General features: G+C 64.8%; 25 protein-coding genes. 11 read left to right on the top strand and 14 right to left on the bottom strand.

The features are described 5' to 3' along the window. The first annotated feature begins 9 nt into the window (after positions 1-9). The 8 genes from C0J29_RS31095 (at position 10) to C0J29_RS31060 (ending at position 5,951) form a co-directional block, all read left to right on the top strand. A complete protein-coding gene (locus tag C0J29_RS31095; protein ID WP_084023506.1) occupies positions 10-768 on the top strand; it encodes an SDR family NAD(P)-dependent oxidoreductase in 759 nt (252 codons plus the stop codon). A 42-nt stretch (positions 769-810) separates the two neighbouring features. After that, positions 811-1,590 carry an enoyl-CoA hydratase/isomerase family protein gene (locus tag C0J29_RS31090; protein ID WP_084023505.1) on the top strand — a complete coding sequence of 260 codons (780 nt, stop codon included), beginning with the start codon at positions 811-813 and terminating at the stop codon, positions 1,588-1,590. A 15-nt stretch (positions 1,591-1,605) separates the two neighbouring features. Next, complete coding sequence (locus C0J29_RS31085) at positions 1,606-2,418, top strand: enoyl-CoA hydratase/isomerase family protein (protein ID WP_084023504.1); 813 nt, start codon at positions 1,606-1,608, stop codon at positions 2,416-2,418. Between the two features lie 2 nt (positions 2,419-2,420). After that, a complete protein-coding gene (locus C0J29_RS31080) occupies positions 2,421-3,260 on the top strand; it encodes an enoyl-CoA hydratase/isomerase family protein (protein WP_120795098.1) in 840 nt (279 codons plus the stop codon). Then, the gene (locus C0J29_RS31075) at positions 3,257-4,189 is read left to right on the top strand and encodes a DUF7064 domain-containing protein (protein WP_084023502.1); all 933 of its coding nucleotides are present in this window, start codon (positions 3,257-3,259) and stop codon (positions 4,187-4,189) included. Before C0J29_RS31080 ends, C0J29_RS31075 begins: the two co-directional genes overlap by 4 nt. Further along, the gene (locus C0J29_RS31070; protein ID WP_120795097.1) at positions 4,189-5,214 is read left to right on the top strand and encodes a phosphotransferase family protein; all 1,026 of its coding nucleotides are present in this window, start codon (positions 4,189-4,191) and stop codon (positions 5,212-5,214) included. The genes C0J29_RS31075 and C0J29_RS31070 overlap by 1 nt, the downstream gene beginning before the upstream one ends. A gap of 85 nt (positions 5,215-5,299) precedes the next feature. After that, positions 5,300-5,533, top strand: a complete 234-nt coding sequence (locus C0J29_RS31065; RefSeq protein WP_084023500.1) for an AbrB/MazE/SpoVT family DNA-binding domain-containing protein — start codon at positions 5,300-5,302, stop codon at positions 5,531-5,533. Continuing rightward, positions 5,517-5,951, top strand: a complete 435-nt coding sequence (locus C0J29_RS31060; RefSeq protein WP_084023499.1) for a type II toxin-antitoxin system VapC family toxin — start codon at positions 5,517-5,519, stop codon at positions 5,949-5,951. The genes C0J29_RS31065 and C0J29_RS31060 overlap by 17 nt, the downstream gene beginning before the upstream one ends. Positions 5,952-5,968: 17 nt before the next feature. Here the strand turns inward: C0J29_RS31060 and C0J29_RS31055 are convergent, their stop codons facing one another. Continuing rightward, a complete protein-coding gene (locus C0J29_RS31055) occupies positions 5,969-6,874 on the bottom strand; it encodes an SDR family oxidoreductase (protein ID WP_120795096.1) in 906 nt (301 codons plus the stop codon). A 133-nt stretch (positions 6,875-7,007) separates the two neighbouring features. Here C0J29_RS31055 and C0J29_RS31050 point away from each other — a divergent pair, with 133 nt between their 5' ends. Both C0J29_RS31050 and C0J29_RS31045 read left to right on the top strand, forming a co-directional pair. Next, positions 7,008-7,811, top strand: a complete 804-nt coding sequence (locus tag C0J29_RS31050) for a hypothetical protein (RefSeq protein WP_084023497.1) — start codon at positions 7,008-7,010, stop codon at positions 7,809-7,811. Positions 7,812-7,866: 55 nt separating this feature from the next. Continuing rightward, complete coding sequence (locus C0J29_RS31045) at positions 7,867-8,265, top strand: DUF2834 domain-containing protein (protein WP_084023496.1); 399 nt, start codon at positions 7,867-7,869, stop codon at positions 8,263-8,265. 60 nt (positions 8,266-8,325) lie between these two features. Here C0J29_RS31045 and C0J29_RS31040 read toward each other — a convergent pair whose 3' ends face one another. The 13 genes from C0J29_RS31040 to C0J29_RS30980 all read right to left on the bottom strand — a co-directional run bounded on the left by C0J29_RS31040 (position 8,326) and on the right by C0J29_RS30980 (position 23,778). Beyond that, positions 8,326-11,823: a serine/threonine-protein kinase gene (locus C0J29_RS31040; protein ID WP_084023531.1), complete on the bottom strand. Its 3,498-nt coding sequence runs from the start codon at positions 11,821-11,823 to the stop codon at positions 8,326-8,328. A 141-nt stretch (positions 11,824-11,964) separates the two neighbouring features. Further along, a complete protein-coding gene (locus C0J29_RS31035; protein ID WP_084023495.1) occupies positions 11,965-12,624 on the bottom strand; it encodes a CAP domain-containing protein in 660 nt (219 codons plus the stop codon). A 25-nt stretch (positions 12,625-12,649) separates the two neighbouring features. Continuing rightward, a complete protein-coding gene (locus C0J29_RS31030) occupies positions 12,650-12,976 on the bottom strand; it encodes a DUF732 domain-containing protein (RefSeq protein WP_236725543.1) in 327 nt (108 codons plus the stop codon). An 82-nt stretch (positions 12,977-13,058) separates the two neighbouring features. Continuing rightward, a complete protein-coding gene (locus C0J29_RS31025; protein ID WP_242460697.1) occupies positions 13,059-13,736 on the bottom strand; it encodes a hypothetical protein in 678 nt (225 codons plus the stop codon). Between the two features lie 8 nt (positions 13,737-13,744). Beyond that, a complete protein-coding gene (locus tag C0J29_RS31020; protein ID WP_084023493.1) occupies positions 13,745-14,371 on the bottom strand; it encodes a mammalian cell entry protein in 627 nt (208 codons plus the stop codon). A 60-nt stretch (positions 14,372-14,431) separates the two neighbouring features. Further along, complete coding sequence (locus C0J29_RS31015) at positions 14,432-15,898, bottom strand: MCE family protein (RefSeq protein ID WP_084023492.1); 1,467 nt, start codon at positions 15,896-15,898, stop codon at positions 14,432-14,434. Further along, positions 15,899-17,026: a virulence factor Mce family protein gene (locus C0J29_RS31010; RefSeq protein WP_120795094.1), complete on the bottom strand. Its 1,128-nt coding sequence runs from the start codon at positions 17,024-17,026 to the stop codon at positions 15,899-15,901. It abuts the gene before it with no gap. Between the two features lie 38 nt (positions 17,027-17,064). After that, positions 17,065-18,402, bottom strand: coding sequence for a virulence factor Mce family protein (locus C0J29_RS31005; protein ID WP_084023490.1), 1,338 nt, complete (start codon positions 18,400-18,402; stop codon positions 17,065-17,067). Next, positions 18,399-19,745, bottom strand: a complete 1,347-nt coding sequence (locus C0J29_RS31000; protein WP_084023529.1) for a virulence factor Mce family protein — start codon at positions 19,743-19,745, stop codon at positions 18,399-18,401. The genes C0J29_RS31005 and C0J29_RS31000 overlap by 4 nt, the downstream gene beginning before the upstream one ends. Beyond that, positions 19,742-20,770 (bottom strand): virulence factor Mce family protein, encoded by a 1,029-nt coding sequence (locus C0J29_RS30995; RefSeq protein WP_084023489.1) that lies wholly within the window; start codon positions 20,768-20,770, stop codon positions 19,742-19,744. The genes C0J29_RS31000 and C0J29_RS30995 overlap by 4 nt, the downstream gene beginning before the upstream one ends. Before the next feature lie 34 nt (positions 20,771-20,804). Next, positions 20,805-22,184, bottom strand: coding sequence for an MCE family protein (locus C0J29_RS30990; protein WP_084023488.1), 1,380 nt, complete (start codon positions 22,182-22,184; stop codon positions 20,805-20,807). A 4-nt stretch (positions 22,185-22,188) separates the two neighbouring features. Next, complete coding sequence (locus tag C0J29_RS30985; protein WP_084023487.1) at positions 22,189-23,055, bottom strand: ABC transporter permease; 867 nt, start codon at positions 23,053-23,055, stop codon at positions 22,189-22,191. Between the two features lie 9 nt (positions 23,056-23,064). Then, positions 23,065-23,778 carry an MlaE family ABC transporter permease gene (locus C0J29_RS30980; protein ID WP_084023528.1) on the bottom strand — a complete coding sequence of 238 codons (714 nt, stop codon included), beginning with the start codon at positions 23,776-23,778 and terminating at the stop codon, positions 23,065-23,067. A 632-nt stretch (positions 23,779-24,410) separates the two neighbouring features. On the opposite strand from C0J29_RS30980, the gene C0J29_RS30975 reads away from it, so the two are divergent. Then, the gene (locus tag C0J29_RS30975) at positions 24,411-25,142 is read left to right on the top strand and encodes a FadR/GntR family transcriptional regulator (RefSeq protein WP_084023486.1); all 732 of its coding nucleotides are present in this window, start codon (positions 24,411-24,413) and stop codon (positions 25,140-25,142) included. The last annotated feature ends 83 nt before the right edge of the window (positions 25,143-25,225 follow it).

The raw sequence follows: 25,225 nt of genomic DNA, 5'->3' as shown, positions 1-25,225 counted from the left end.
AGAGAACACATGAGCAACCGCGTCGCGTTCGTCACCGGTGGAGCCCAAGGCATCGGCCAGGGTATCTCGGAAACTCTTGCAGCCAATGGATTTCGGGTCGCCGTCGCCGACCTCAATCTGGAGGCGGCCGAAGCCACAGCCAAGCGCATTGCAGAAGCCGGCGGCGAAGCGATCGCCGTCCGCGTGGACGTCACCGACACCGCGTCGGTGCACGACGCCGTCAGAACCGTCGCTGCCGAGCTCGGCGACATCGAAGTCGTGGTGAACAACGCCGGCTGGGACGACTTCATGCCGTTCCTGAAAACCTCAGAGGACTTCTGGGACAAGATCCTCGAGATCAACTTCAAGGGCCAGCTGCGCGTTATGCACACCGTCGTCCCCGGCATGGTGGAGCGCGGATTCGGACGGGTGATCAACATCGGTTCGGACGCCGGCCGCGTCGGATCATCGCTGGAGGCAGTGTATTCCGGGGCCAAGGGCGGCATCATCGCGTTCACCAAGACACTGGCACGCGAGGTGGCGACCAAAGGGGTGACGGTGAACACCGTCTGCCCCGGCCCGACCGACACGCCGGCGCTGCGCAAGTTCGCCGATACCTCCGGGCAGGACGCCGACAAGGTCATCGGCGGGATGACCCGCTCGGTGCCGATGAAGCGGCTGGCGCAGCCGTCGGACATCGCCGCCGCGGTCGCCTTTTTCGCCTCCGACGCCGCCGAATACATCACCGGTCAGACGCTGTCGGTCAGCGGTGGCCTCACCATGGCCTGACGGTCCGGCCGCCCGCACAGAAATCCAGGAGGTACATCAACGATGCTGTCCGACAACGGTTCACCGGTAAGCCTGCACATTGCGGGAGCGGTGGTCGAAATCAAGCTCAACCGCCCGCCGGCAAACGCATTGGGACCGGCGATCATCGAGGGGCTGCACAAAGGACTCGATGCCGCCGACGCGTTGCCCGCGAAGGTCATCGTGGTGTCCTCGGCGTTGCCTGGCTTCTTCGCCGCCGGCGCCGACATCAAGCACATGTCGACGGTGGACGCGGCATCGTTCGGCGCCTACGGGGATGCCCTGCGTGGAGCCGTCGAACGCCTGGCCAACCACCCGGCGGTGTCGGTGGCCGCCGTCGACGGGCTCGCCCTGGGCGGCGGACTTGAACTGGCGATGGCGTGCTCATTGCGTGTCGCCGGTTCGTCTGCGCGACTCGGTCTGCCCGAGGTCAAGCTCGGCCTCATTCCCGGGGCCGGCGGCACGCAGCGGCTGCCCCGGCTGGTCGGCCGCGGACGGTCGCTGGACATCATGCTCACCGGCCGGGAGGTGGACGCCGAGGAAGCGCTCCGCATCGGCCTTGTCGACCGCCTGGTGCCCGCCGGGACAGCTCTGGACACCGCGCGGGAATTGGCCCGCGAGTTGTGTGCCGCCTCGTCGCCCGCGCAGCGCGCGGTCGTCCGGACGGTGGACGCGGCGTATGACCGACCGCTTTCCGAGGGGCTGCGCTATGAGGCCGAACAAGTCAACGAGTTGTTCGAGCGCGGCGAGGCGGCCGAAGGGCTGCGCGCGTTTATCGACAAGCGCTCTCCCGAATTCGTCTGATCAGAAAGAACTCCGATGATCGATCTCCAACGGCGTTATGAGACGTTGCTTCTCGAGCAACCCGCGGCCGGCGTCGTCCAGCTGACACTGAACCGGCCCGACCGCTACAACGCGATGACGGTGACCATGTTCGACGAACTGGAATCGGTCGCGCGCGCGATCTCAGACGACCGTGACGTGCGGGTGGTGATCCTGACGGGTGCGGGTCGGGCGTTCTGCGCCGGGTACGACCTCCACGAAGCCGAAGAGCTGCCGTCGCTGGGCGCCCTGGGCATGCTCGACCGCCAGGAGCGGGCCGCCCGCGCGCTCGCAGCCGTGCGGGGCATCCCGGTTCCGGTGATCGCCGCGGTCAATGGCCCGGCAGCCGGCGGCGGCATGTCGCTGACCCTGATGGCCGACATCCGGCTCGGATCACCGGCGGCGAAGTTCAATGCCGCATTTGTCCGGATCGGGCTCTCGGCGGGCGATCTGGGTACCTCGTGGTTGCTGCCCCGCCTGATCGGTCCGTCGGCGGCCGCCGAGATCGGATTCACCGGCCGCGTGGTCGATGCCAAAGAGGCGGAACGGCTGGGCCTGCTCAACCGGGTGACGGGTTCCGACGACCTGCTCGATCAAACGCTGGCCATGGCGGGCCAGATCTGCGCCAACTCCCCCGGCGGCATCCGGGTGTCCAAACGGGCTTTGCAGGCCAACATGGAGGTTGCCTCCTTCGCGGCCGCGTTGGAGCTGGAAAACCGCGGGCAGGCATTGCTGACGCGCTGTGACGACATGACCGAGGCCCTGGAAGCCTTCAAAGCCAAGCGCGCACCGAACTTCGCCGGGCGGTGAGCATGAGCACCGCCACCACGCACTGGAATCGGGTGTCGCGGCGCCCGCTGGCCGATGTGCTCGACGAGCTGCGCACCGCCCGCACCCTGGCCTTCGACGAATGCCGTCCCGGCATCGTGGTGATGTCGGTGAACCGTCCAGATCGTGCGAATTCGCAGACCATCGAGATGTTCGGTGAAATCGCCTGGGCCACTGTCACATTGCGACATGCGCCGCTGCGGGCGTTGATCGTCACGGGGGCGGGCGGCAAGGCGTTCTGCACCGGCTTCGACCTGGAAGAGGTCGACGTCTTGACCCGGATGTCGGTGTCGGAGTTCACCGATCTGATCGAAACCGCGGCATCCGGGTCCACCGGGCTGCGTGCGCTGCCGTACCCGGTGATCGCCGCGGTGAGCGGTCCGGCGGCCGGTGGTGGTCTGTCATTGGCGCTGGCCGCCGACATCCGGATCGCCGACCACACCGCCAGTTTCAGCGCCGGGTTCGTGCGGGTCGGTTTGTCCATCGGTGAGCTCGGTACGTCATGGAACCTGGTGCGGTTGCTCGGCTCTGGCCGGGCCTCGGAGCTGGCATTCACCGGACGCACGGTGCGCGCCGCCGAAGCATTCCGGATCGGGCTTGCCGACCGGCTGACCGACACCGGGACCGCGCTCGACGCGGCGCTCGAGGTGGCCGAGACCATCGCGGAACACTCCGATGACACCGTGCGGTCCACGAAGAACGCGTTGGTCCGCAACCTGGAGAACAATTCCTTCCGGTCCGCGCTGGAGGTGGACAACCGCGGACAGGCGCTGGTGATGCAGGTGCCGGCGATCGCCAGCAAGCTGACGGGCGAGGGGCCGTGACGGCCACCGGGCATTCGCACACCGGACTCGGCCCGGCCGACGACCTCCGCCATCGACCGGTGGCCGGGGAACGCACGCGCGACAGCCTGTTCTGGGAGCTGATCATGCCGGAGGAAGAACTCGGCATGCAGGTTTACCTCTACCTCACCGGCAGCGGAAAGGCCGGCTACAACGTGTGCATATGGGGACCGGATTCTCGACCGCTCGCCCTGCATCTGCACCAGGGCCGGATACCCGAACACGCCGACCTCGATGAATTCTCCTTCGGCGGGCTGACACTGAGGCAGCCGCAACTACGTAAGACCTGCCATCTGACCTACGACCACGACGATGTGCGAATCGATTTCGACTTCACCGGCATCCACGACGCCTTCAGCTACCACGAAAATCCCGACGGCCTGCCCTCATGGTTCGCGGTTAACCGGATCGAGCAGACCGGACGGGTGCGAGGTGGGCTCGAAGTCGCGGGGCGCCGGATTGAGTGGGACCGAATGGGGCATCGCGATCATTCCTGGGGAGTCCGCGACTGGGGCGTGCCACACCATTGGAAATGGTTCGTCGCCTATACCGAATCGGGCCGGGCAATCAATGGATGGATCTGGATCGCCAAGGGCGAATGGGGTTTTGCCGGTTACGTCGTCCGCGACGGGGTGACCTACCCGGTCCGTCACATCGCCCACCGCGCCGAATACGGTGAACAGATGCGCCAGCGCCGACTGCATGCGACGCTGACCGACACCAGCGGTGCCGAAACCGAGCTGGAGCTCGACGTCTTCGGGGTGATCGAGCTACCCACCCATGACCGGCTGCAGACCGTGATCAGGGAGGGCGCCTGCCGCGCCGTCATCGACGGCGAACAGGGCGCCGGCCAGTTCGAGACACATTGGCAGGGAAGCTATCTGGACTATGTGGCCGCATTGGACACGTGATGTGGTCATGGTCTGAGGCCGAACTGCAGCGACTGGGGCGCTTCCTGGCCGACCACGGACTGTGCGGCCACACGGTAACCGCGCAAGCGATCGGCGACGGCCACTCCAATCTGACATTCCTGGTTTCCGATGGCACGTCGCGGGTTGTCGTTCGCCGCCCACCGCCGCCGCCGCTGCCACCGGGTGCCCATGACGTGCTGCGGGAGGCACGACTATTGGCGGCGCTGTCAGACACGCCCGTTCCGGCTCCCCGCGTCCTGGCCACCGTGGCCGCAGGCGAGCTGCTCGACGTCCCCTTTGTCGTCATGGATTTCGTCGAAGGGTCCGTCATCACCGAGTCAACGCCGGCGGCGAGCAATGACAAACTGCTGCGCCGGCGCATCGGGGAATCGTTGGTGGACAGTCTCGCCGCGCTGCACAACGTGTCGTGGCTGGACATAGGGCTCGGTGATTTCGGCAAGCCCGACGGGTTCAACACTCGCCAGCTGCGGCGGATGCGGTCGCTGGTCGCGGTTGACGGCACCGTGCCAAAGGCTTTCGCCGCGCTGGACGACTGGCTGCAGGCACACGTGCCACCGGAATCCGCAACGTCGGTCGTCCACAACGACTTTCGTATCGGCAACATGATCGTCGACATGAACACCGGGCACATTGCCGCGGTGCTGGACTGGGAGCTCGCCACCATAGGCGACCCGCTGGCCGACGTCGGTTATCTGCTTACCTCATATCCCGCGCCGGGTGAGCCGCTGGTTCCGACATCTGTGATGGGCACCGCAGTGCTCGAGCCCGGCTACCCCACCCGCGCAGAGTTGCTCGACCGCTACGCCGACCGCACCGGGGCCGACGTCTCAGGCGTGAATTGGTATGCGACGCTGGCGATGTACAAGCTCGCTGCGCTGTACGAGTACAGCCGAAGGCGGTTCGAAGATGGGGTAGGCGACCCGTACTACGCCGATCCTGGTTTGGTGAGTTCGTTCCTGGCTGCGGGCGAACGGCTGGTGTCGGAAGGCTCCACACTCCCCTGATCCACATCGCCCACACAGCGCGCCGTTGAGCGCCCTCCAAATGTTCAAACCTTCCCTCGTACCATGATCATGGTATCGTCGTGGTATGCGCACTACCATTGATAAGGCTGGACGCTTGGTAATTCCAAAGTCGCTCCGTGACCAGTCGGGCATAACCGCCGGGGACGTGGAGATCTCGGTCGACGGGGCTGCTATCCGGATCGAGAGCGTAACCGCCGACGAACTCGTCGAAGCGGACGGGCTCCTTTTGCTGCCCAGCGGTGGGCCGGCGCTCGACGACGACGCGGTCAGGGAGTTGCGGCTTGGCGACCAACGCTGAACATGTGCTTGTTGACACCAGTGCGGCGCTCGCACTGGCGCAGCGCGAGAACCCATTTCATCGGGCAGCGAGAGCCAGGCTCTTGCAGTGCCGTCGGGGGATGTCTGGGCATGCTGCGGTGGAGCTGTTGTCGGTCCTCACGCGGTTGCCGCCGCCACAGCGCCTTCGTCCAGCTGCGGCATTCCGCCTGGAGGTGACGAATTTTCCGGATTCCCGCTTCTTGTCGGCCACCGACACGAGGAACTTGTTACATGAGTTTGCCGAAGCGGGCTTGGCCGGTGGCGCACTCTACGACGGTCTGGTCGGCGCGGCCGCCCGCCAGCATAAGTTACCGCTCATAACGTGCGACAGGCGCGCCGAGCCGACGTATCGGGCGCTCGGCGTCACCTACGAGTTGCTGTCGCCGATCAAGAAGTAGGCGCGGGTTCAAGCCAGTCACACAGACCGCTGTGCCTTGGCGGCAGCGGAGGCGGCCTTGCTGCGCTCGCGGGCGTCGGCCCAGTCTTCATCGGTCATCGCGGTGAGGCCGGCGAAGGTATTCGGCCCGGCCAGTCGCTGGCCACCGTCCATCGCAATCGTCTCGCCGGTCAAGTAGTCGCAAGCGTCCGAGAACGCGAAGATGGTCAGGTTGGCCAGTTCGTCGATCGTTCCGGAGCGACCGAACGGGATCTGGTCCACCTGCGTTGCTCCGACCGAGCTCTTGTCGGTCGGATTGAGCATCTCCCAAGCGTAGTCGGTCGGAATCGGCCCGGGTGCAAGCGCATTCACCCTGATGCCATACCGACCCCACTCGACCGCCAGCGACATCGTCATCGCGTGCACCGCCGCCTTGGCCATGGCCGACGGGACCACGAACGCCGAACCGCTCCACACCCAGGTGGTGAGGTTTGACAGCACCGTGCCGGGGAACCCTTCCGCAATCCAGCGCTTACCCAGAGCGATAGTGGTGTTGAACGAACCGGTCATCACGGTCGACGTCACCGCCTCGAAGGCCCGCTGGCTCAGGCTTGCCGTGGGCGCGATGAAGTTCGCGGCCGCGTTGTTGAGCAGACTGGTCACCGGCCCGTGCCGAACCCAGATCTCTTCGATTGCCCGGTCGACCGCAGCCGAATTACGAACATCGACGGTCTGGTAGTACGCCGCTCCGGCTCCCCCCGCCGAAGCTTCCTGGGCAGCCTCGGCCAGCACGGCTTCGCGCCGGCCCCACAGGTGAACTTCGGCGCCGTGTTTGACCAGCCGTGCTGCCACGCCGCGGCCGAGACCGGTTCCGCCGCCGGTGATCAGGATCCGCTTGTCCGACAAGAGATCCGGGGCAAAGATCTCACGCTGCGTTGCGCGCATGTCCGCACATTCCCTTCTTGTCGGCCGATGGGCCGCGGCTCTTGACGATGACGTCCGGAGCCGCACAGACCGCCCGCGCATCAGTCAAAATTTTGGACTAACCATATTAAAGATCGACGTTTATACTAACACCATGCCACCAATTGATCACGAACTGAATTTGACCATGCAGGCGATACTGACCGACATCAGTTGGGCACTGACCGCGGCTCTCCTGGCGATCGCGATCTGGCTGGGAATGCGTGAGCGAACCCCGTTCTATGCCCTGGTGGTGTTGGCTGCCGGGGTCGGCGCATTCGCCGAGCCGCTCTATGACGTGGCGATGATGCTGTACTTCTACTCGACACCCGGCATGTGGACGCATTTCACCGCGTTCCAAATCCCGCAGCCAATCTGGACGCACAGCGGCTATGTGGTGCTGTATGCCGCTCCCGCGATCTACATCGCTCGCCGAATCGGCCAGGGAACGATGACCCGCCGCGCGCTGTCCGTGTGTGCCGGCATCACGCTGCTTGAATCGGCCGCCTTCGAGATGGTCGGCATCAACGGCGGCCTCTACAGCTACTGGGGGCCACACGTGTTCCGGATCTTCCAGTACCCTTTGGTGATTGGTGTGCTCGAGACCGCTCAGGTGGTCTGCTTCGCGGTGGCGGCGGCGCAGCTTCGTGCCCGCAGTACGGGCCACTGGCAACTACTGGGTTTGTTCGTGCTGTTTCCGTGCACGTTTTTCGGCGCCAACTTCGGCGCGGGCTGGCCCACCATCATCGCCGTGCATCTCGAGCACACCTCGACCGCAGTGGTCACGGCGGCGACGTTGTTGAGCATCGGCTTTGCGGTTGTCCTGGTGCGAGCGGCCGCGTCCTTCCTGCCGCAGCGGTCAGCCGATGCTGAGGATCGTGCGCTGCCCGCTTCCCGCAAGGCCAGCGTTGCGTCGTGAGCGTGAGACCTCAGCTATAACCACACCCCTTGTCGTCAACTCAAGGAATCATCCAATGTCTGCGCCCCCTTCCGGCACCACGTCCACCACTATTCGCCACGCGTTCTTCATCCTCGCCGGCGCCGTGGCGCTGGTGTTGACCTGGCCGCACGCATTTCGGTGGATGGCCGCCGGTGGGAACATCCTCAACCCGGTCGAATTCTTCGGCGATGCGATGAAACCTGGAGGCACGGCCGCATTCCTCAGTATCGACATGGCTATCGCCTGGCTCGTGTTCATGGTGTGGGTCGTGTTCGACAGCAAGCGGATCGGACTCGGGTACAAATGGGGCTGGATATTCGTGGCATTGTCTTACATCGGCGTGTCAATGGCGTTCCCCGTGTATCTCGTCACGCGTGAGCGGTACCTCGACAAGCGTTCTCGGACAGACGAATTGAGCACTCACCAAACGTGACTGGAAACCGTCGGCGAATGGGCCTGGGCTTTTCGCTTCGGAGGAGTCGTCGCGGCCGGTCTACACCGTCGACGCCGCAGCCAGACTCAACACGAACTCGCGAACATTCGCCGACGTCGTCGGGTCGGCTGCGGTGAACTCGTCTGTCGCCACGGTATCGGCCGCCAGGCGGAGCATCGGGGATCCCTCGTCGATCAGCAAACGGCTAAGCCCAAGCGCCGCACAGGTTCTCAGAGCCGGCGCCAGGACGCGCTGCGCCTCGTCGCTATTGCCGGCGACGGCGAGGCACAGCCCGTACTGGAGCGTGGCCTGAAGGTGGGCACGCGGGCGCTTGCGTTGGTCGAGGCGGTCACGACGAGCGCCCGCTCGCTTGCAGGCGGCGTTGATCGTTGACGACTGCCCCTGCACGAGGAGCAGTCTGATCTGGGCATCCTCCTTGAATTCGGCTGTGGTATTGCCGATTCCATCGAGATCTTGTGGTCCCTCGCCTAGGATTCGCCGCGCGAGCGACTCGTCGATCGGCCTGCTCGACAACGCGGCGAGGCGGACTTGTTCAGTCACCAGGCGTGCCTCGAGTCGCGGCAGTCGCAGTTGCCTGGCGATCTCGAGACCCTCGGCAAGCCGGCGGTCGGCGGCCACTGTGTCACCACCGGCAAACTTCAGGCGTGCCCCGGTTCCGAATGCCGCGAACATAAACACGACGAGTCCGCCTTCGGCGCCGAGTTCGTAGGCGTTGTCGAGCAACGCCTCGGCCTCTTCGAGCTGGCCACGTTCGTAGAGCAGCTCTCCCAGCAGCGATCCGGCGAGCTTGGCGACATAAGTTGGGCGTCCGGAGGGCAGTTGCGCGATCCGCCTTGCATGCCGCAGGTGCGCTTCGGCACCGGCGACGTCGAGTTGCTCGTTCGCGGCGATCGCCGCGAAACAGTATCCGTAGCTGGCGCTCAGTGCCCCGGAGATCTGCCGGTGGTACTGGCGTCCCCACCGCTGCCAGCGCAGCGCGTCATCGAAGTCGAAAACCTGAATCGCGCGCGATGAGGCGACATCCGCAGCGCGGCAGAGGACCCAGGGCCGGAGAGTTTCCGCCCTCTCGACACAAGCCGCAACGGCAGCGGCGGCCGCGGGGGCGTCCATCCGGTCCTCGAAATCGGCGACGACCGCGCGGATCAACTCCATCTCGGCGTGCAGGTCGTCGGCTTGGTCAGCCGCAGCCGTATCAATGCCGATTTCAGCTGACCGAAGCGCGTCTTCGGCCGCCTTGAGGCGGTGCAGCACGACGTTCGCCCAGGCGAGGTCGACCTGCAGCCTCGGGCACGCATCCAGATGTTGCACCGGCAGCTTTGCCGCAAGCCCGATCAGCATGCTCATCTGTGACTGCTCGTTGAGACCGGTAGCCGCCTGCTCCACGACGTCGACCGCCTGCGCTGAATCGCCGGCGAGCAGCAGGTGATCGATCGCCTGGCTGAGCATCTGATGTTCGGAAAACCATTGCGCCGCTTTGCGATGCAGGTCTGGGATGCGATTAGGCGCATCGTGCTCGAGGCGGTGCAGCAGGTAGTCGGCGAACAAGTGATGGTATTGGAACCACGATCCCTCCGCGTCGATCCGCCGCAGAAAAAGATCACGCTTTTCGATGTCTTCGAGGATGCTTCGGCTACGTTGGTCGTCGGTGAGCGCGGCGGCCAACCCGCCACAGATCTGTTTGGTCACGCACGTCGCAAGCAGGAAATCGAGTAGCGCCGGTTCGAGACTGCCCAAAACGTTCGACGCCAAGTACTCGCCTATCGCTTTGTCCCGGCCGGACAGGTGCTCGATGAGCGCCGCCGGATCGGCGTGGTCACGGAGCGACAGCGATGCCAGTTGCAGGGCGGCCGCCCACCCGTCGGTTGATTCCTCGATTCCGGCGACATCGGCCGCTGAAATTTCCAGACCGCACTGATCCACCAGCAATGCCCGGGATTCTGCTGTATCGAACTTGAGCAGCGTCGCATCGACATCGATGAGCTCGCCCTGAACCCGCAGCGTGCTGAGCGGAAGCCCAGCACCTGACCGGCTGGTGACGATCAAATGCAAGTGATGGCAACAATTCTCAAGCAGGTAAGCGAGAGCGTCCATGGTTTCGGCAGTGTCGACGCGATGCCAGTCCTCGATCACCAGCGCAAGCGTTTGTTTGTCGGAGTGCAGCCAATTGATCAACGCGTTGAGCACATACTGTTGCGTATCTTCCAACCGCCCCTCGAACTCTTGCTGGAGCGTGTCTGCGAGGTCTGGCATGGCGCGCCGAATCGCCTCAATCAGGTGGGCGATAAACCAGACCGTGTTGTTGTCGTCGGTATCGACCGCCAACCAAGCCGTCTTCACGCCCTGCCCGGTGAGGGCTTCGGCCCACTGCGCGGCCAGGGTACTTTTGCCGTAGCCGGCGGGCGCGTGGATGAGGACCAACTTCGGCCTTCGGCCGGCGCCGAGTTGGTCGAGGATTCGGCCCCGTCGCACCGTCGGGCGATTGAAGGTCGGCGGTCGAAATCTGGTCGGCGCGCTCGGCGGATAGTTCGCTCGCCGGGCGGGGCCGGACCGGTCCGACCGTAGGCCGAGAGGCACCGAATGCCCGATCGGCCCCGACACCGAACTGTGCCGGGATGACTCATCGCCGTCGGTGGGCGGTGCCGGTAGTTCCAGCGGCAACTCGGCAATATTGAGCCCGACACGGCCACCGGCCGCGCGCAGCGCCTCGCCAAATGCTGCCGCGGAGCTGGGACGGCGTGCAGGATCGGTGTTCAACCCATGCTCTAACGTCGAGCAGATCGGGTCCGGCACTCCCTTCGTGCGGAGATCGGGGATCGGCCCGGCCATCACCCGACGGGCAAACGCAATGATGTTCTCGCCCGGCCGAAATGGAAATGGCGGTTCTCCACAAATCAACGCGAAGACCGTGGCCCCCAGGCTGTAGACGTCGGCGGCGATCGAGGCGGCGTGGCCCTCGAACAGCTCCGGCGCTACGTACGACGGAGATCCGACGAGCATGTTCGCGGCGGTCTCGCTGGCGCCCGTGATGCGCGCAATACCGAAATCGCTGAGTTGCGGCTCGCCGTAAGTGCTGAGCAAGACGTTGGAGGGCTTGATATCCCGATGAAGAACACCCGCGCGGTGAGCGGTTTCCACAGCGCCCGCAAGCCGCACCCCTACCGTCAGCGCCTCCCCGACCGCAAGCGGTCCATGACCCTTGATCCAGGAGTCCAGCGTGTTCCGACTGTGATAGGGCATCACGATGTACGGACGCCCGGTGAAGGTGAGGCCGCTGTGGAACACCGGCACGATGTTCGGGTGGCCCGAGACTCGTCCCATGGCCCGCTGCTCGAGCGCAAAGCGTTCCAAGTCAAGGTCGTCCTGATCGGAACTGAGGACCTTGATCGCGACGACGCGGTCGAGTGATGGCTCGTTGCAGCGATATACGACTCCGAACCCGCCGCGCCCCACCGGCTCCGCGTCGTGGTAGCCCTCCGCCTCCAGCTCGGCGACCACTCCGGTGGCGAGCCGGCGTTGCGTGTCGTCGGGGTTGGCCACGGCTATTTCGCCCACCCGCGTGCAGCGGGAAGCAGGCGGATCTGATCCGGTCGATGATCCGTCTGATCCATTGCCAACATTGCCATCACAGATGCCTTCGCAGCTGTTCACCTTACTACCGCCCGCCGGGCGACAGTGGCTTTATTGCGGCGGCATGCCTGGTGGCGGGTATACGCCTCGCAATATCCAGGGGAACCAGCTGATGGCGTATTCGACCTCGTCGGTGGCGTCATACTGTGGGCTGGGGTCGAGCGGAACATTTTCCGGCAGGACGACCACAGGCGCCGTCCCGGTTTGCTGTCCGACGGCTATGCTCTGGGCCGGCCTGCCTGACTGGCCGTAAACGGCCACCACGACGGCGCGATCGAGGCTGTTTTCCGACCACACCCCGATTTGGTTGTTAGCGCAATCGGACATGATCGCGAAATAGGCGGGGTTGTAATACCACTGGTTCATCAGCTCGACGCCGCTGATCGCCACAGCGGGATTGATGGCCACGGTTTCGGCCACTCGCCCCTGGTAGCCGGCCGCGCTGGCGCGGCTTTGCGCGGTCGATCCGTCAGAACCGATGTCCCCGTCGAGGTTTCGGTTGTTCAGCACATCGAGGGTGTGCCATTGGGCGGCCAGTTGCAGTTGCGGGTTGATCTTGACGTCGTTGGCGCAGCCGGCCTGATGTTGGACGGTGTAAACATTGGCGACCACGCCGTCGTTGAGCCGCTTGTTGTCGGCGTGCGCGGCGGGCATAACCGGGACCGTGCCGAGGGCCATAGCGAGCAACAGGGTCAGCTTTCGATGTGACATGTCGGTTTTCCTTCCATCAGCTCCGTCAGCCGCCGGCGCTGGCCGGTGGGCGGTAGTGCGCAGCCGAATTCCGCAACTGCCAGATCAGCGCAGGGCATAGCTCGTTGACCGCCTGACTGATCAGATACGAGGCCTGGTATTCGTCGGAGGTGTTGAAATCGGCCTTCACGTCACCCATCACCTGTGGATAGGTGCGGCCCTGAGATACCTTGTCGCAGATGCCATGTCCGTAGCTCAGGGCCTCATGGGCGTTGGCGAAGTGATACCCGGGGCGCACCGTCACGTTGACCAGGTAGGCCGTCACGTCGGCGCGAGCGTACGGGGCCGGCGCCAATGTAGCGACACCTGACATTACGAAACCCGTAAGGGACACAGCTGCCAACGAATGGCAAACGGTGCGGCGGTTTGGCGGTCGGCACTGGATCATCGTCGGCTCAGACTGGGTCGAATTTGGAGATCAGCCAACGGCCGCCGACCTTGTCCAGGGTGACCCGAACGCTGGATGCGGTGCTGGCGGGCGCGTCCTGGCCGACGACGACGGTCTGGTTCACGAACAACAGGACAACGGCGTGGTCGGCGGTTGCCGACGTCGATGTGGCAGCCGGGACGGTGGCCACAGCAGAAATCTGCTTCTGCTTTGCGCCCGGGATCACCACGTCGTGGGTCAGCGACGTGTAGGCCTGCAGAAACGTGCCAGTCAGTCGGCCCCGCGCCGCGTCAAGGTCTGTCTGCACCGTCTCGGGCCGGTAGGACAACAGGGCGATGGTGCCGTCGGTGGCGGCACGCACGGATTCCGCGCGAGCTACGGCGTCATCGCGAATCGACGCATCCTCGAACTTGAGAAATCCGACGGCCAGGGCCAGCAACAGCGCCACCCCGGGCAGCACCCCGTAAGCGATCGCCCGTGACCAGCTGATGCGACGCCACGTGCGCGGCGGCCGCCCGTCGTCGTCTGGCTTGTCTGCATCTACCGCGGCGTCGATCGCGTTGGTCTCGTCCGCAACGGTCTCCTCCGCAACGGCCTCATCTGAAACGGCCAACGTCTGCACTGACCCACCAGTTGTTTCGGCCTCCGAGTCGCCGCCCTTCTGGCTACCGGAGCGGCGTGACATGACCCGCCTCATTGCACGAACCCGACGTTAGAAACCTTGACCTGATCGCCGACCCTCTGGACGGAGATCCGCATCCGCCATCCCCGCGGCGCCGGGTCGGCTTCGCCCGCATTTGACGTCTGCACGGCAACTGCCACCAGCACCTGGGCGCCGTCGGCTGTCTCCGATTCCAGCCCGGCCTCCTTTATCGTGCCCACGGTGGTCGCCTTGGTTTGTTGGAGAACCTCGATAAACGGCTGCGACCGCTTGGCGAAGTCGTTGTAGAACTCCCCGGTCGCCCCATCCAGAATGCGGCGCACATCGGCGTCGGCGTGCTGCCAGTCGATGGTCGTCAAGTTCAACGCGCCCTGCCTGGCCACCTGCAGATACTGACTCCGCTGGGCCTGCACCTGGTGTGACTGGTGGAGCCGGAATCCCAACCATCCGGCCAGCGACGTCAATGCAACGACCGCGGTCAAACCGAACAGCGTTGCGCGCCGCTGCGCGGACATGGGCTGCCTGCTCCGGGCCACGGGCGCGCAATCGGCTTCATCTTCAGCGGGCTCGCGTGGGCTGTCCTCGACGTCGACGCTGTCCTCGACGTCGACGCTGACGTCGCCGTCCAAGGGCAGTTCGGGATCAATCACCACGGTCATACCGTCCTCCGTCCATCGTGCGTCCTGCGTCTGTTTGTCTGCGTCTGTTGGTAGTTGCCATCAGGGCCCCTGCGGTGGCAGCAGCATCGATTGCCATGTCTTGTCCTGGGGCGCGGTTTGGGCCAGGTCGGACTGGGTGTACTGATGCCCGTCGGGTCCGATGTAGGTGCCGGTAGCCGGGTCGTACTGGGCGGCGGCAATCGGGGGTGGTGCCGGACCGGTTGCAGCCGCAGCCCCGCCCGGCGGTGCAGGCGATCCGGGTGGCAGCTGCGGGATGCCCTGACCCGAGAGGGTGGCGTTGGGGTCGCCTTTCCAGTTCCAGCCGTCGTTGAGCGGGACGTACTGTTCGTTGCTTTCGCACAGCTTGACGGTCGGTGCCCGCTTACCGGGCACGGTTTCACAGGGTGCGTTGCGGGCACCGCGCACGTTGAGAGGCGAGTCCTGCGGAACCCTGCAATACAGGTCGCCCGGGGCTCGCTGCGGGTAGTCCTCGTAGGTGGGGACCCGCTGCTGCTGGGCCGGCAAAAATCCGGTAGTGCACGGCGGGGGCAGGTTGAGGTTGAGGTTGAAGCTCAGGTACTGGCCGTGGTACGGCTGCTTGGTGTTGACGTTGGCGAGGATGCCGGCCTGTTCGGCGGCGATGGACTCGGGGAATATGACCAGCAGCTGTTCCAAGTCGTTTTGATAAGTGACCGCGACCTGTCCGACGCTGACGAGATTGGCCAGCAGGATGGGCAAGGTGGGTTGCACCCGCTCGAACAGTTGACGCAGTTCCCCGAATGCCGGGCCGCCCTGGTCAATGGTGCCCGCGACCGCCGCGTCGTGGGTCTGTAATTCCGAGGTCACGGTGGCCAGGTGTGCTGCCCACCCGGCAATCGCATCCGACGTGTGGGTCTGTGAGTCGAGCACCGGCTGCGCTTGGTCGATCAGCGCGACCAGCGGGTCGAGATTCTTGCGTGCGTCGATCGCCAGGTTGGACGAGCCCATGATCAGGCGGGAAAGTTCGGGGCCAAGCCCACCCACCGCGGTGTACGACTCGTTGATGACGGTCTGCAGGTTGTCGTGAGGTATTGCCTGCAAAGCGGTATTGGCGGCACTGAGCAGGGCGTTGATGTTAGGCGGCACGGAGGTGTCGGACCGCCGGATCACGTCGCCGTCTTTCAGCGGCGGCGAGGTGCCGTTGCGGGGCAACAACTCGATGTAGGTTTCGCCGACCGCGGATTGGCTGTGCACCTCGGCTTTGAGATCCGACGGGATGTCGATGCCGGATTTCAGGGACAGCACCGCCTCGACGCCATTGTCGGTCAGACCCACGGACTGCACCCGGCCCACTTCCGAGCCGCGATAGGTGACATTGCCGGTGCTGTACAGCCCGGCGGCTTCCGGCAACTCCACCTTCACGGTGTAGCGGCCGACGCCGACCAGCATGGCCGGCAGTTTCACGAAGTGCAGGGCCATCACCGCCATCGCGACCAGCGCGATCACGCTGAAGAGGGCCAGCTGTATTTTGACGCGTCGGTGTAGCATCTACGACCCCTGGTCCCAGTGGTACGGGATGGTCAGCGGATTACCCGGGGTGTTCCGGAACCCGGCCGTGCACGGACTGGGGTACTGGCCGATAGTGCGTCCCCACTGCAGCTCCAGCTCGGTCAGATGGCACTCCCACCGGGTGCCGGTGAATAGTCCCTGGTCGATTCGGCTGAGCGTGAGGTCGATGATCCCCGTCAGGTTGGCGTAATCGCCCCGTTGAAAATTCTGGAAGGTTTCGTTCGGAAACGGGAAGGTGGCAAGCAGGCTTAATGCGCGTGTCATGCTCGGACCGGCGTTGGCGAGCGACTCAAGTACGGGCCCCAACTCTTTCAGTTCCTTGACCAGGTTCGCTTTGGTCCTGTTGACCGAATCGACGGTCAGGGCGCTGAATTTGCTCAGCCGGTCGGCTGCCTCTACCAGGTTGTCCCGCTCGCTGTTGAGCACTGCGAGCGCCTCAGGGACTGTCGTCAGGGCTCGATCCAGGACAGGTTGCTGTTCGGCGAACTTTCCGGCCAGGCGGTTCAAGCTGTCGGTGGCCGCGATGATGTCACCGGACTGGTCGTTGAGGTATGCGGTGAATTTGTCGAGTTGCCCGATCAGGCTCCGCAGATCTTGCTCGCGGCCCCGGAACGCGGTGCTGAACGCCTCGGTGATGTCCTGGATCTGGCCCAGTCCACCGCCGTTGAGCACCAACGACAGCGCCGCCAGCGTCTGTTCGGTATTCGGGTAGGCGCCGGCGCGGGACAGCGGGATGAGTGAGCCCTCACGCAGCTTGCCTTGCGGCGCTTCGCCCGCCGGTGGTCCCAGCTCAATGTGGTAGGAGCCCAGCAGGCTGGTCGTGCCGATTTTGGCGGTTGCGTTGGCGGGCAGGGCGACGTCACCGTTGAGCCGCATGGTCACCAATGCGTGCCAGCCCTGGCGCTCGATTTTCGTCACGTGCCCAACCGTCACGTCGGCGACGCGAACCCGGGAGTTGGGTTGGATGTTGTTGACTTCGGGCATCTGCGCCTGGATCGCGAAGGATCCCGGGCCGTCACCCTGCGTGCCGGGCAGCGACAGCGAGTTCAGGCCGTGCCAGCCGCAGCCGCACGTACCGGCTACGGCAACGATCGTCACCAGGAGCATCACCCGGCTCGCCGCGGCGCGGCGCCAGCGGCTGAACCTCATGAGCCACCTCCCGGGGGGATCATCATGCCGCGCAGGCCGGCCGCGGGGTCGGTTGCCGACGGTGCGGGAGCGGGCGGGCCGGCAGCCGGTGCTTCGGCGGGCAATGGCGGGGACGCGGCGGCGGGTTGGCCAGGTGGCGTCGCGTTCGCGGCCGGCGGCACAAAATCGGGCCGCATCCAGTCCTCGCTGTAGGTGACCTCGTTGGGCCTGGCCTGTGCACCGACGAACAAGTTCTCTCCTAGCGGGGGGAAGTTGTATTGGCGGTTCTTGAAGATTGGCGCCATGTACTGCGCGCAGAGTTTCGCCGCTTGCTCACCGCCCAACCGGGAGGCTGCTTGCACGGATCCGCACAGGAACTCGATCGGGTTGGCCATGTTGTTGCCCGCCAGTGCGCCGGTCAGCGCACCGTTGGCCGGTTCGTAGATGTTGTTGAAGTCCTGCAACACCGTCGGCCCGATGTGCAGCGTCTGCTTGATGTCGTCGAGGCTCGCCACCAGCGCCTGGGTGATCGACGTCAGTTTGTCTGACGCGGTGCCCACCGCCTCCCGGTTGTCGGCGGCGAAACTCTGCACGTCGGCTACCACCCCGTTGAGGTCTTCGAACGCCTGGCCGACCTTGTTGGGGTCGTCGGCCAGCACCGAGGACACCGCCGCCAGGTTGTGGTTGAGCTGCTCGAGCAGATCTGCGCTGTCGTGCAGGGCCGTAACCAGTGTCGACAGATCTCTGAAGGTGGCGAAGATGTCTTTGCTGTGGTCTCCGAGCGCGGACACTGCCTGCGACAGTTTGATGATCGTGTCGCGAATTGTGGAGCCCTGACCGCGCAGGTTGTCGGCTGCGGTGTTGATGAGCGAACCCAACGTGCTGACCCCACCGGGCTGGGTGGGCTTCAGCAATTCGGTCAGCCGCTGCAGTTGCGCCCGCAAGTCATCCCACTCCACCGGCACCGCGGTGCGGTCAGCAGGGATGACCGCGCCGTCCTTCATGGTGGGCCCGCCACTGTAGGGCGGCGTCAGCTGGATAGCCCGGCCGGTGACCAGCTGCGGCGACAGAATCGCGGCCTTGGCATCGGCCGGCACCTTGTACTTGCGATCGAACCAGAACGAAATCTTGGCCCGCAGCGGCTGCGGTTCGATCTTGACGACCTTGCCCACCGGCACGCCGCGGATGCGCACGTCGTCACCGACAAACAAGCCGTTGCTGTTGTCGAAGTAGCCGACCACGAGTGTCCGGGCGGCCTGATCGCCGGCCCGCATCGCGACGACCACCCCGGCCACGAGAACCAGGACAAGTGTGGTCGCCAGCACGGCGCGGGCCCGACGCAGCCTCGTCATCACGGTTGACCTCCTGGCCGGGACGGTCCTGGGCCCACTTCTACGACGGTCGGCGCGGATGTCGGTTCGGGTCGGGACTGAAGGCTCGAAGGCGGTTGAGCGGGCGGTCCGGGCGGCGGGCCGCCGGGTGGCGGGGCCGGCGGGGGTTCCCGATACGGGTAACAGCCGGGGCCGGGCAACGCCGCACCGGGCATACCGCACTGGTGATCCTGCGGGTTGCCGGTGATCGCGTCTGGCAAATTCAACCGCGGCTCGCCACCCTGGCCGGTCCGCGGGTACGGCATCGGCAACGCCGGGGTCCCGGGCTGGCCTGTTGGCGGGTCGGTCAGCTGCGACGGCAGCAACGTGGCCGGGTCCAGTCCCAGGTCGGAGAAGGCGGCACCGATGAACGGCTGGACGAACTGACCCGGAAGCAGATTCACCACGTACGCCTTGAAGAAGGGACCGGATGAAACCGATTCACCAAGCGACATCACATACGTGTTGATCAGTGGGATGGCCTGCTGAATGCGTTCCTTGCGTTGGTCGACAATCGCCAGCACCCCGTTGAGCTTGTCCAGCGCCGGCCGCAGTTCCTGTCGGTTCTCGGCAATGAACCCTTGCAGTTGCCGCGACACCGCCGACATATTCGTCCAGATCTGACTCAGGGCCGCGCTTTGTGTCCGCAGCTGTGCCAGCAGCGCATTCGTGTCCCGCACCAGGCCGACGATCTGATCAGTGCGCTTGGCCAGCACCCCCGTCGCCTTGGCGGCGTTGCTGAGCAGATTGCGAAGTTGCGCGTCGCGCTCGTCGAGTGTTTGCGCAAACCGCGCCACCCCCTGCAACGCGTTCCTGAGGTCTGGCGGGGTGTTGGCAAAGGTTTGCGCCAGTGTGCTGAGCGACCCGGAAAGCTGTTCGGTGTTGAGCCCGCTGATCGTGGCGGCCAGGTCGCCAAGGGCCTCGGGTAGCTGGTAGGGCGAGACGGTCCGCTCGATTGGGATGGGGCCATTCAGCCTGCCGTCGCCGCGGGGTAGGACGTCGAGAATCTTGCCGCCCAAGAGGCCTTTGCCTTTGATCGCCACCTCGGTGCGGTCCCCGAGACGGATGTCCTTGCCGACTTTGAATTTGACCAGCACGCCCGGCCCGTCGAGTTCGATGCTCGCGACCTTCCCCACCGGATATCCGGAAACTTCGACAGCGTTGCCGGTTCGCAAGCCGCCCGCGTCGGCGAAATAGGCGGAGACGTCGGTGCCCTGGTTGAAGAAGGGCAGCTTCTGGTATTGCAGCGCGGCCGTCACGATCCCGGCGACGGCCAGGATGCCGACGGTGCCGAGGACCATCGGGCTGCGCTCGGAGAAGGATTTCATTTCGGCGCGCACCGTCCCGTGCTCTGACCGGCCACCTTGATGTACACCGGCTGGCCCCCTTTGCCGTTGACTTTGAGTACGACATCGCAGAAGTAGAAGGCGAAGTAGTCGCCGTAGACGCCCTGCCGGACCAGCGCCTGGTATTTGTCCGGCAACGTGTTGAGCAGATTGTCGAGGTAGTCGTGGTCGGCTAACGCGATGGTCGAAACCCGATCGGTCTCGTGAACCACCTTCCGGAACGGCTCACGGGACTGGGCCAGCAAGTCGGCGACCGATCCTGCGGCGGCGTTGGTGTAGGCCACCGCGTTGGAAATGTCGGTCTTGCGTTCTGCCAGCCCGTGAACCAACTGCGACAGCGAAATAACCGCTTTGTCCAGCCGGTCGTTCTGGCCGCCCAGCGAACCGAGCACCACGTTGAGGTTGGTGATGACCTGCCCGATCAGCTGATCTCGGTCGGCCAGGGTATTGGTCACCGCCGCCGCCTGATTCAGGAACGACGCGATCGTGGGGCCCTGCCCTTGAAACGCCTGCAGCAACTGTCCGCTCAGCGCATTCACCTGTTCGGGGTTCAGCGCACGAAACAGCGGGCGGAATCCACCGATCAGCGCATCCAGATCCAGCGCCGGCTGGGTGCGGTCCACCGGAATGGTCTGACCGGGACTCAATATCTTGAGTCCCCCGCTGCCCTCCTGGAGCGCCAGGTATCGGTCGCCGAACAAGTTGTCGTACTGGATCACTGCCCGGGTTCCCTCCGTGAGGGTCACCGAGTCGTCGGCGGTGAACTCGACCCGCACCGTCGCGTCGGGGTTGACGGAGATGGCCTTTACTTTGCCTACCTCAACCCCGGCGATGCGGACCAGCTTGCCCACCCTCAGATTGGACACGTTGGTGAACTCGGCGTAGTAGGTCTTACCCTCGCCGAATCGGACCTGCCCGAAGATGGCTACCAGCAAGAACGCGGCCAGCAGGCATGCCGTCAGGAATGCGCCGAGGCGCACGATGACGCCTTTCAGGTTCTCCTGCATAGCTTCTTCTCCTGCCTGTATCGAGGGTCAACGGTCACGGTGGCGGCGGTCCCGTTTCCGCTGGGGGCGGGCCGGGCTGCGGTGGTGGCGCCGGGGGTATCCCTGGCCACAGCGGCACTCCACCCGGCCCGTACAGCGTGGCGTTGTACGGCGGCGCGCCGTTGCCGTACGGCTCCGGCCCCACTGCCGGCCCGGGGATACACGGACGCACGGAGGGCGGCTTGGGCTCGGCACGGGTCACCGGGAAGTAGTCGGCCCAACAGGGATGCCCGATGCCGGGGTTGGGCCGGATATCGAGCCCGGTTCCCCAACCGGTGTTGGTGATCAGCTGGCGCACCGGGAAGTTCTTGGAGGCATCCGGCAGCGACCCGCACCCGGGCTGTCCGCCGGGTCCGCCCTTGGCGGCGTTGAGCGGCAGGTTGTCCGGATAGACGTAGGGGTCGTTGCCCAGCAGCAGAGCGACGTCGAGTTGAAGAGTGCGGCCGTCGCCGCCCCACGCCGCGTAGCCCCCGTTGTCCAGATACCACTTGGCGCCCTGCAGAAAGCAGGTGTACTCCGGGCTGTACTTGAGAAGCAGGTTCGTCGTCGGCTCGAGAATGTTGACTGCCCCGACGAGATTGTCCCTGCTGGTACCGAGCAAGTTGGTCCCGGCGTTTGCGAAGCCAATGACGTTGAGCAGCAATGAGTCCAGCGCTTTCGAATGATCCACCACGGTGGTGCTGGTGGTGCTGGCGGCATTCAGAACCGTCAAGATGTCCCGGGCGGCCGCGTCATAGGTGTCGTTGAAGTTTTTGAAGGAGCGCCAGTCTTGGCGGATGGTGTCGCTGCGCGCGTTGAGTGCCTGCAACACCTGATTGAGGTCGGTAGTCGCCTCGCCCATCCGTTCGCCTTGGCCGCGTACGCCGTCGGCCACTGCGGTCAGCACTGCGTTCAGCTTCACCGGATCGATCATGTTGAGCAGGTCGACGACATTGCCAAAAACCGTATTGACCTCTGTGTTGACATTCTTCGAGTGCAGCACCGCGCCCGCGGTCAACCGAGCACGACTCGGGTTCTCCGGATACACCAGCTCGACGAACTTGGCGCCGAACGCGGTCGTGGAACTGATCTGTGCCTGCACGTTGGCCGGGATGTAGCGGATCTGATCGGGGTCGATCTCCAGGCTCAAGCTGGCCATGTTCTGGCCCTCGCCGATGTTGCCGACCCGGCCGACCTGGACGCCACGCAACTCGACCTTGGCGCCGGTCTCCATCACCAGCCCGGCTCGATCTGACGTAAGGGTCACCGGCACAAATGATCTGAACGTGCCGGCAAAGGACGTCGTGGTCACCAAAAGGAAGACACCGATGGCCCCGAACAGGATCACCGTCCACCAGGCGGAGCGGATGCGGTGTTGGCCTGCCCTGGGTTTCATAGTGTCAGCCCGCCAGGTGGAAGTTGCCGGACTGCCCGTAGACGGCAAGCGTGATCATCACGATCTCTACTGCCGCGACCACCATCGAGGTACGCACGGCCCGGCCTACGGCCTCACCAACGCCGGCGGGCCCACCACTCGCCGTATAGCCGTAAAAGGTGTGCACCAGCATCACCACGATCGTGATCGCCACCACCTGGAAGAACGACCAGATGATGTCGCGGGGACTGAGGAACGTGTTGAAGTAATGGTCGTAGACACCGGTGCCCTGACCGTAGATGGCGGTGGTGCCGGCGCGGGAGGCCAGAAAGGCCATCATGATTGCCACGCAGTACAGCGGGATCACCACGACGACCCCGGCAACGACCCGGGTGGACGCCAGGTAGCTGACGCTGCGGATACCGATCACCTCGAGCGCATCGATCTCCTCGTTGATCCGCATCGCGCCCATCTGAGCGGTGGCGCCGGCACCGATGGTCGCCGACAATGCGACGGACGCGGTTCCGGGCACAATGAGCCGGACGTTGAAGTAGGCCGACGCGAATCCGGTGAGGGCTTCGATACCGACGGACGCCAACTGGTTGTAACCCTGTACCGCCACCAAGGCGCCGGTGGTCATGGTCAGGAAGCCGACGATCACGACGGTCCCCCCGATCATCGCCAGCGCCGCAGCACCCAAGCCCAATTGCGCGATCAGGCGCAGCAACTCGGTCCGGTAATTGATGACAGCATCGGGAATCGCCCCGAGTGTCGTGACATAGAACCGTGTCTGCGTTCCGACCCGGTTCCACTCGCTCTGCACGCCGTCTAACGTGCGCTGCAGCCGCGGATGGAGCCTGCTCGGAAGGGCACTCGGAACGGTCTCTGTCATATGTCCACCTCACGACACCGTGAACTGGATACCGACGGCGGTCACGATGACGTTGATGGCGAACAACACCATGAAGGTGAACACCACGGTCTCGTTGACGGCGTTGCCGACACCGGCCGGACCACCGCCGACCGAGATGCCCATGTAGCAGGCGATCAGGCCTGCCGCCATCCCGAACAGCATCGCCTTGACCAGCGAGACGAGGACGTCGGCTAGGCCGGTGAGCGTGGTCAGCCCGGTAACGAACGCACCCGCCGAGACGTGCTGGGCGTATACGGTGAAAAAGAACGCGCCGCTGAGACCCACCACAGTTACCGCCGATTCCAGCGCTAAAGCCACCGTTGTGGCCGCCAGGACACGCGGGACCACCAGCCTATGGATGGGATTGATGCCCAGCACCCGCATGGCGTCGAGTTCCTCGCGGATCGTGCGCGCACCCAGATCGGCGCACATCGCGGTGGAACCCGCGCCAGAGACCACCAGCACGGTGACGATCGGGGCGATCTGGTTCACAGTGCCGATTGCCGCGCCCGTTCCGGAGAAGTCTCCGGCACCGATTTCGGTCAGCAGAATGTTAAAGATGAACGTCAAGATGACCGAGTACGGGAGCGTCATCATCAACGCCGGCACCATGGACACCCGGGCCACGAACCAACTCTGAAGAAGGTATTCGCGCCAGGCGAACGGTGGCTTGAACGTCAACACCAAGGTGTCCAGAGACATCGCGAAGAAACCGCCGATCGCGCGGATCGGTTTGGTAGCCGCATACGTCGTCAGCACGGGTGCTCCCGCGACACGGGCAAGACGCGTGCGTCCCGCCGGTTAGGTCGTGGGCGCTCGCGAGGTAGGTCTGCCGGCGCCATGGCGGGAACGCTATCTAGGCGATCGGCACGGTGACTGCTCCACCAAGAGGGATAAGGAGTCCCTCGTCGGAGTCATTTCCAGTAACCGCGTGTGGGTTTGCTGACCACATGCGAGGCCATGCGGCGGACGGCGACTCAACAAGGCTGCATTACCCGTCGCGATATTCATGCACTGAATCGCTTGGTGTGTAGTTGTTTTCACGTGCGCGTAGGTCTACGCGCCGGATCTTGCCGGAGATGGTCTACTGGGTCGAACCAGTCGAGCGCCCAATCGAATTGGGCTCCGACGTCCGGCCAGTGGAAGGCCGCTATCGCAGCGTCGTAGTCGTCGCGGTGTCGCACCACGATTTCGCGGGCAGCGCGGTAGGCTTCTCGGCCGGTTGTTCGATCCATCGGTCCGGACTCCCTCACAATGGTTCATCTGGGGGTTCATCTGGGAAACTTGCAGTGGCCGCGCCATTTCAGGGCGGCGGCGATTTTAAAGGAGGCTGCGTGCAACGTCGCGAGCCTGCGCTGCGGTCCTCTCGAGCCGAACGCGTCGCAGCCGATCTCGAACACGAGATCCTCAGTGCCCGCCTTCCCGTCGGCGCCCACCTTGGGCGACGCTCGGAGATCATGGACCGGTTCGGCATCAGCCCGACGGTGATGAACGAGACGCTGCGCATCCTGCGTGATCGCGACCTGGTGACGGTCCGGCCAGGACCGGGCGGCGGGATCACGGTCGCCAGCGCGCCACCACAGGTCCGGGTCGGGGCGCTGGATCTGTGGTTTCAGTCGTCCACCCCGCACCCCTTGGACCTGTTCGAAGCCCGGCTGTATCTCGAGTTCGGCCTCACCAAGGCGGCGTTCGAGCGGGCGACCAGCGACGATATCGCCGCGATGCGTTCGGCGATGGCCACCATGCGGGCCAGCGCCGATGCCGCGCAGTTCTTCGACGCCGTACTGGCGTTTCACCGCGTGGTCGCCGCCGCTGCCCATATCCCCGTCCTGGAGGGGATGCACCAGCTCATCGTGACCAGCATCAAGGCTGTGCTGACCGGCGTGGTGTTCGTCCCCCACCACGAACCGCTGCTGGCCAGCAGCCTGGGCGTCCACGATGACATTGTGGCCGCCATCGCGCTGCATGATCAGGCGTCGTTCGTGGACGCCATCAACCGGCACGATCAGGACCTGATCCGGGCCGACGACCCGGACCGCACACCCGTCACCCCGCAGCGGCCTTGACCAAACGTCGCTGATAGCGGACTCACCGCTGGCTTTCGCGGTGTCCTGAGCCCTGCGTGCATGCAGGTACTTCTACCGTCGCG

The organism is Mycobacterium paragordonae (assembly GCF_003614435.1).
GTDB lineage: Bacteria > Actinomycetota > Actinomycetes > Mycobacteriales > Mycobacteriaceae > Mycobacterium > Mycobacterium paragordonae.
This window is presented reverse-complemented; position numbering and strand designations above follow the sequence as displayed.

Excerpts from the sequence above, each read along its gene's own strand:
- C0J29_RS31080 (WP_120795098.1), top strand. The coding sequence starts at position 2,421 with ATGAGCACCGCCACCACGCACTGGAATCGGGTGTCGCGGCGCCCGCTG.
- C0J29_RS31030 (WP_236725543.1), bottom strand. The coding sequence starts at position 12,976 with ATGTCAGGTGTCGCTACATTGGCGCCGGCCCCGTACGCTCGCGCCGAC.
- C0J29_RS30980 (WP_084023528.1), bottom strand. The coding sequence starts at position 23,778 with ATGTCTCTGGACACCTTGGTGTTGACGTTCAAGCCACCGTTCGCCTGG.
- C0J29_RS30990 (WP_084023488.1), bottom strand. The coding sequence starts at position 22,184 with ATGAAACCCAGGGCAGGCCAACACCGCATCCGCTCCGCCTGGTGGACG.
- C0J29_RS31015 (WP_084023492.1), bottom strand. The coding sequence starts at position 15,898 with ATGCTACACCGACGCGTCAAAATACAGCTGGCCCTCTTCAGCGTGATC.
- C0J29_RS31010 (WP_120795094.1), bottom strand. The coding sequence starts at position 17,026 with ATGCTCCTGGTGACGATCGTTGCCGTAGCCGGTACGTGCGGCTGCGGC.
- C0J29_RS31085 (WP_084023504.1), top strand. The coding sequence starts at position 1,606 with ATGATCGATCTCCAACGGCGTTATGAGACGTTGCTTCTCGAGCAACCC.
- C0J29_RS31050 (WP_084023497.1), top strand. The coding sequence starts at position 7,008 with ATGCCACCAATTGATCACGAACTGAATTTGACCATGCAGGCGATACTG.
- C0J29_RS31070 (WP_120795097.1), top strand. The coding sequence starts at position 4,189 with ATGTGGTCATGGTCTGAGGCCGAACTGCAGCGACTGGGGCGCTTCCTG.
- C0J29_RS30985 (WP_084023487.1), bottom strand. The coding sequence starts at position 23,055 with ATGACAGAGACCGTTCCGAGTGCCCTTCCGAGCAGGCTCCATCCGCGG.
- C0J29_RS31020 (WP_084023493.1), bottom strand. The coding sequence starts at position 14,371 with ATGACCGTGGTGATTGATCCCGAACTGCCCTTGGACGGCGACGTCAGC.
- C0J29_RS31065 (WP_084023500.1), top strand. The coding sequence starts at position 5,300 with ATGCGCACTACCATTGATAAGGCTGGACGCTTGGTAATTCCAAAGTCG.
- C0J29_RS30995 (WP_084023489.1), bottom strand. The coding sequence starts at position 20,770 with ATGCAGGAGAACCTGAAAGGCGTCATCGTGCGCCTCGGCGCATTCCTG.
- C0J29_RS31035 (WP_084023495.1), bottom strand. The coding sequence starts at position 12,624 with ATGTCACATCGAAAGCTGACCCTGTTGCTCGCTATGGCCCTCGGCACG.
- C0J29_RS31025 (WP_242460697.1), bottom strand. The coding sequence starts at position 13,736 with ATGTCACGCCGCTCCGGTAGCCAGAAGGGCGGCGACTCGGAGGCCGAA.
- C0J29_RS31090 (WP_084023505.1), top strand. The coding sequence starts at position 811 with ATGCTGTCCGACAACGGTTCACCGGTAAGCCTGCACATTGCGGGAGCG.
- C0J29_RS31000 (WP_084023529.1), bottom strand. The coding sequence starts at position 19,745 with ATGAAATCCTTCTCCGAGCGCAGCCCGATGGTCCTCGGCACCGTCGGC.
- C0J29_RS31095 (WP_084023506.1), top strand. The coding sequence starts at position 10 with ATGAGCAACCGCGTCGCGTTCGTCACCGGTGGAGCCCAAGGCATCGGC.
- C0J29_RS31045 (WP_084023496.1), top strand. The coding sequence starts at position 7,867 with ATGTCTGCGCCCCCTTCCGGCACCACGTCCACCACTATTCGCCACGCG.
- C0J29_RS31055 (WP_120795096.1), bottom strand. The coding sequence starts at position 6,874 with ATGCGCGCAACGCAGCGTGAGATCTTTGCCCCGGATCTCTTGTCGGAC.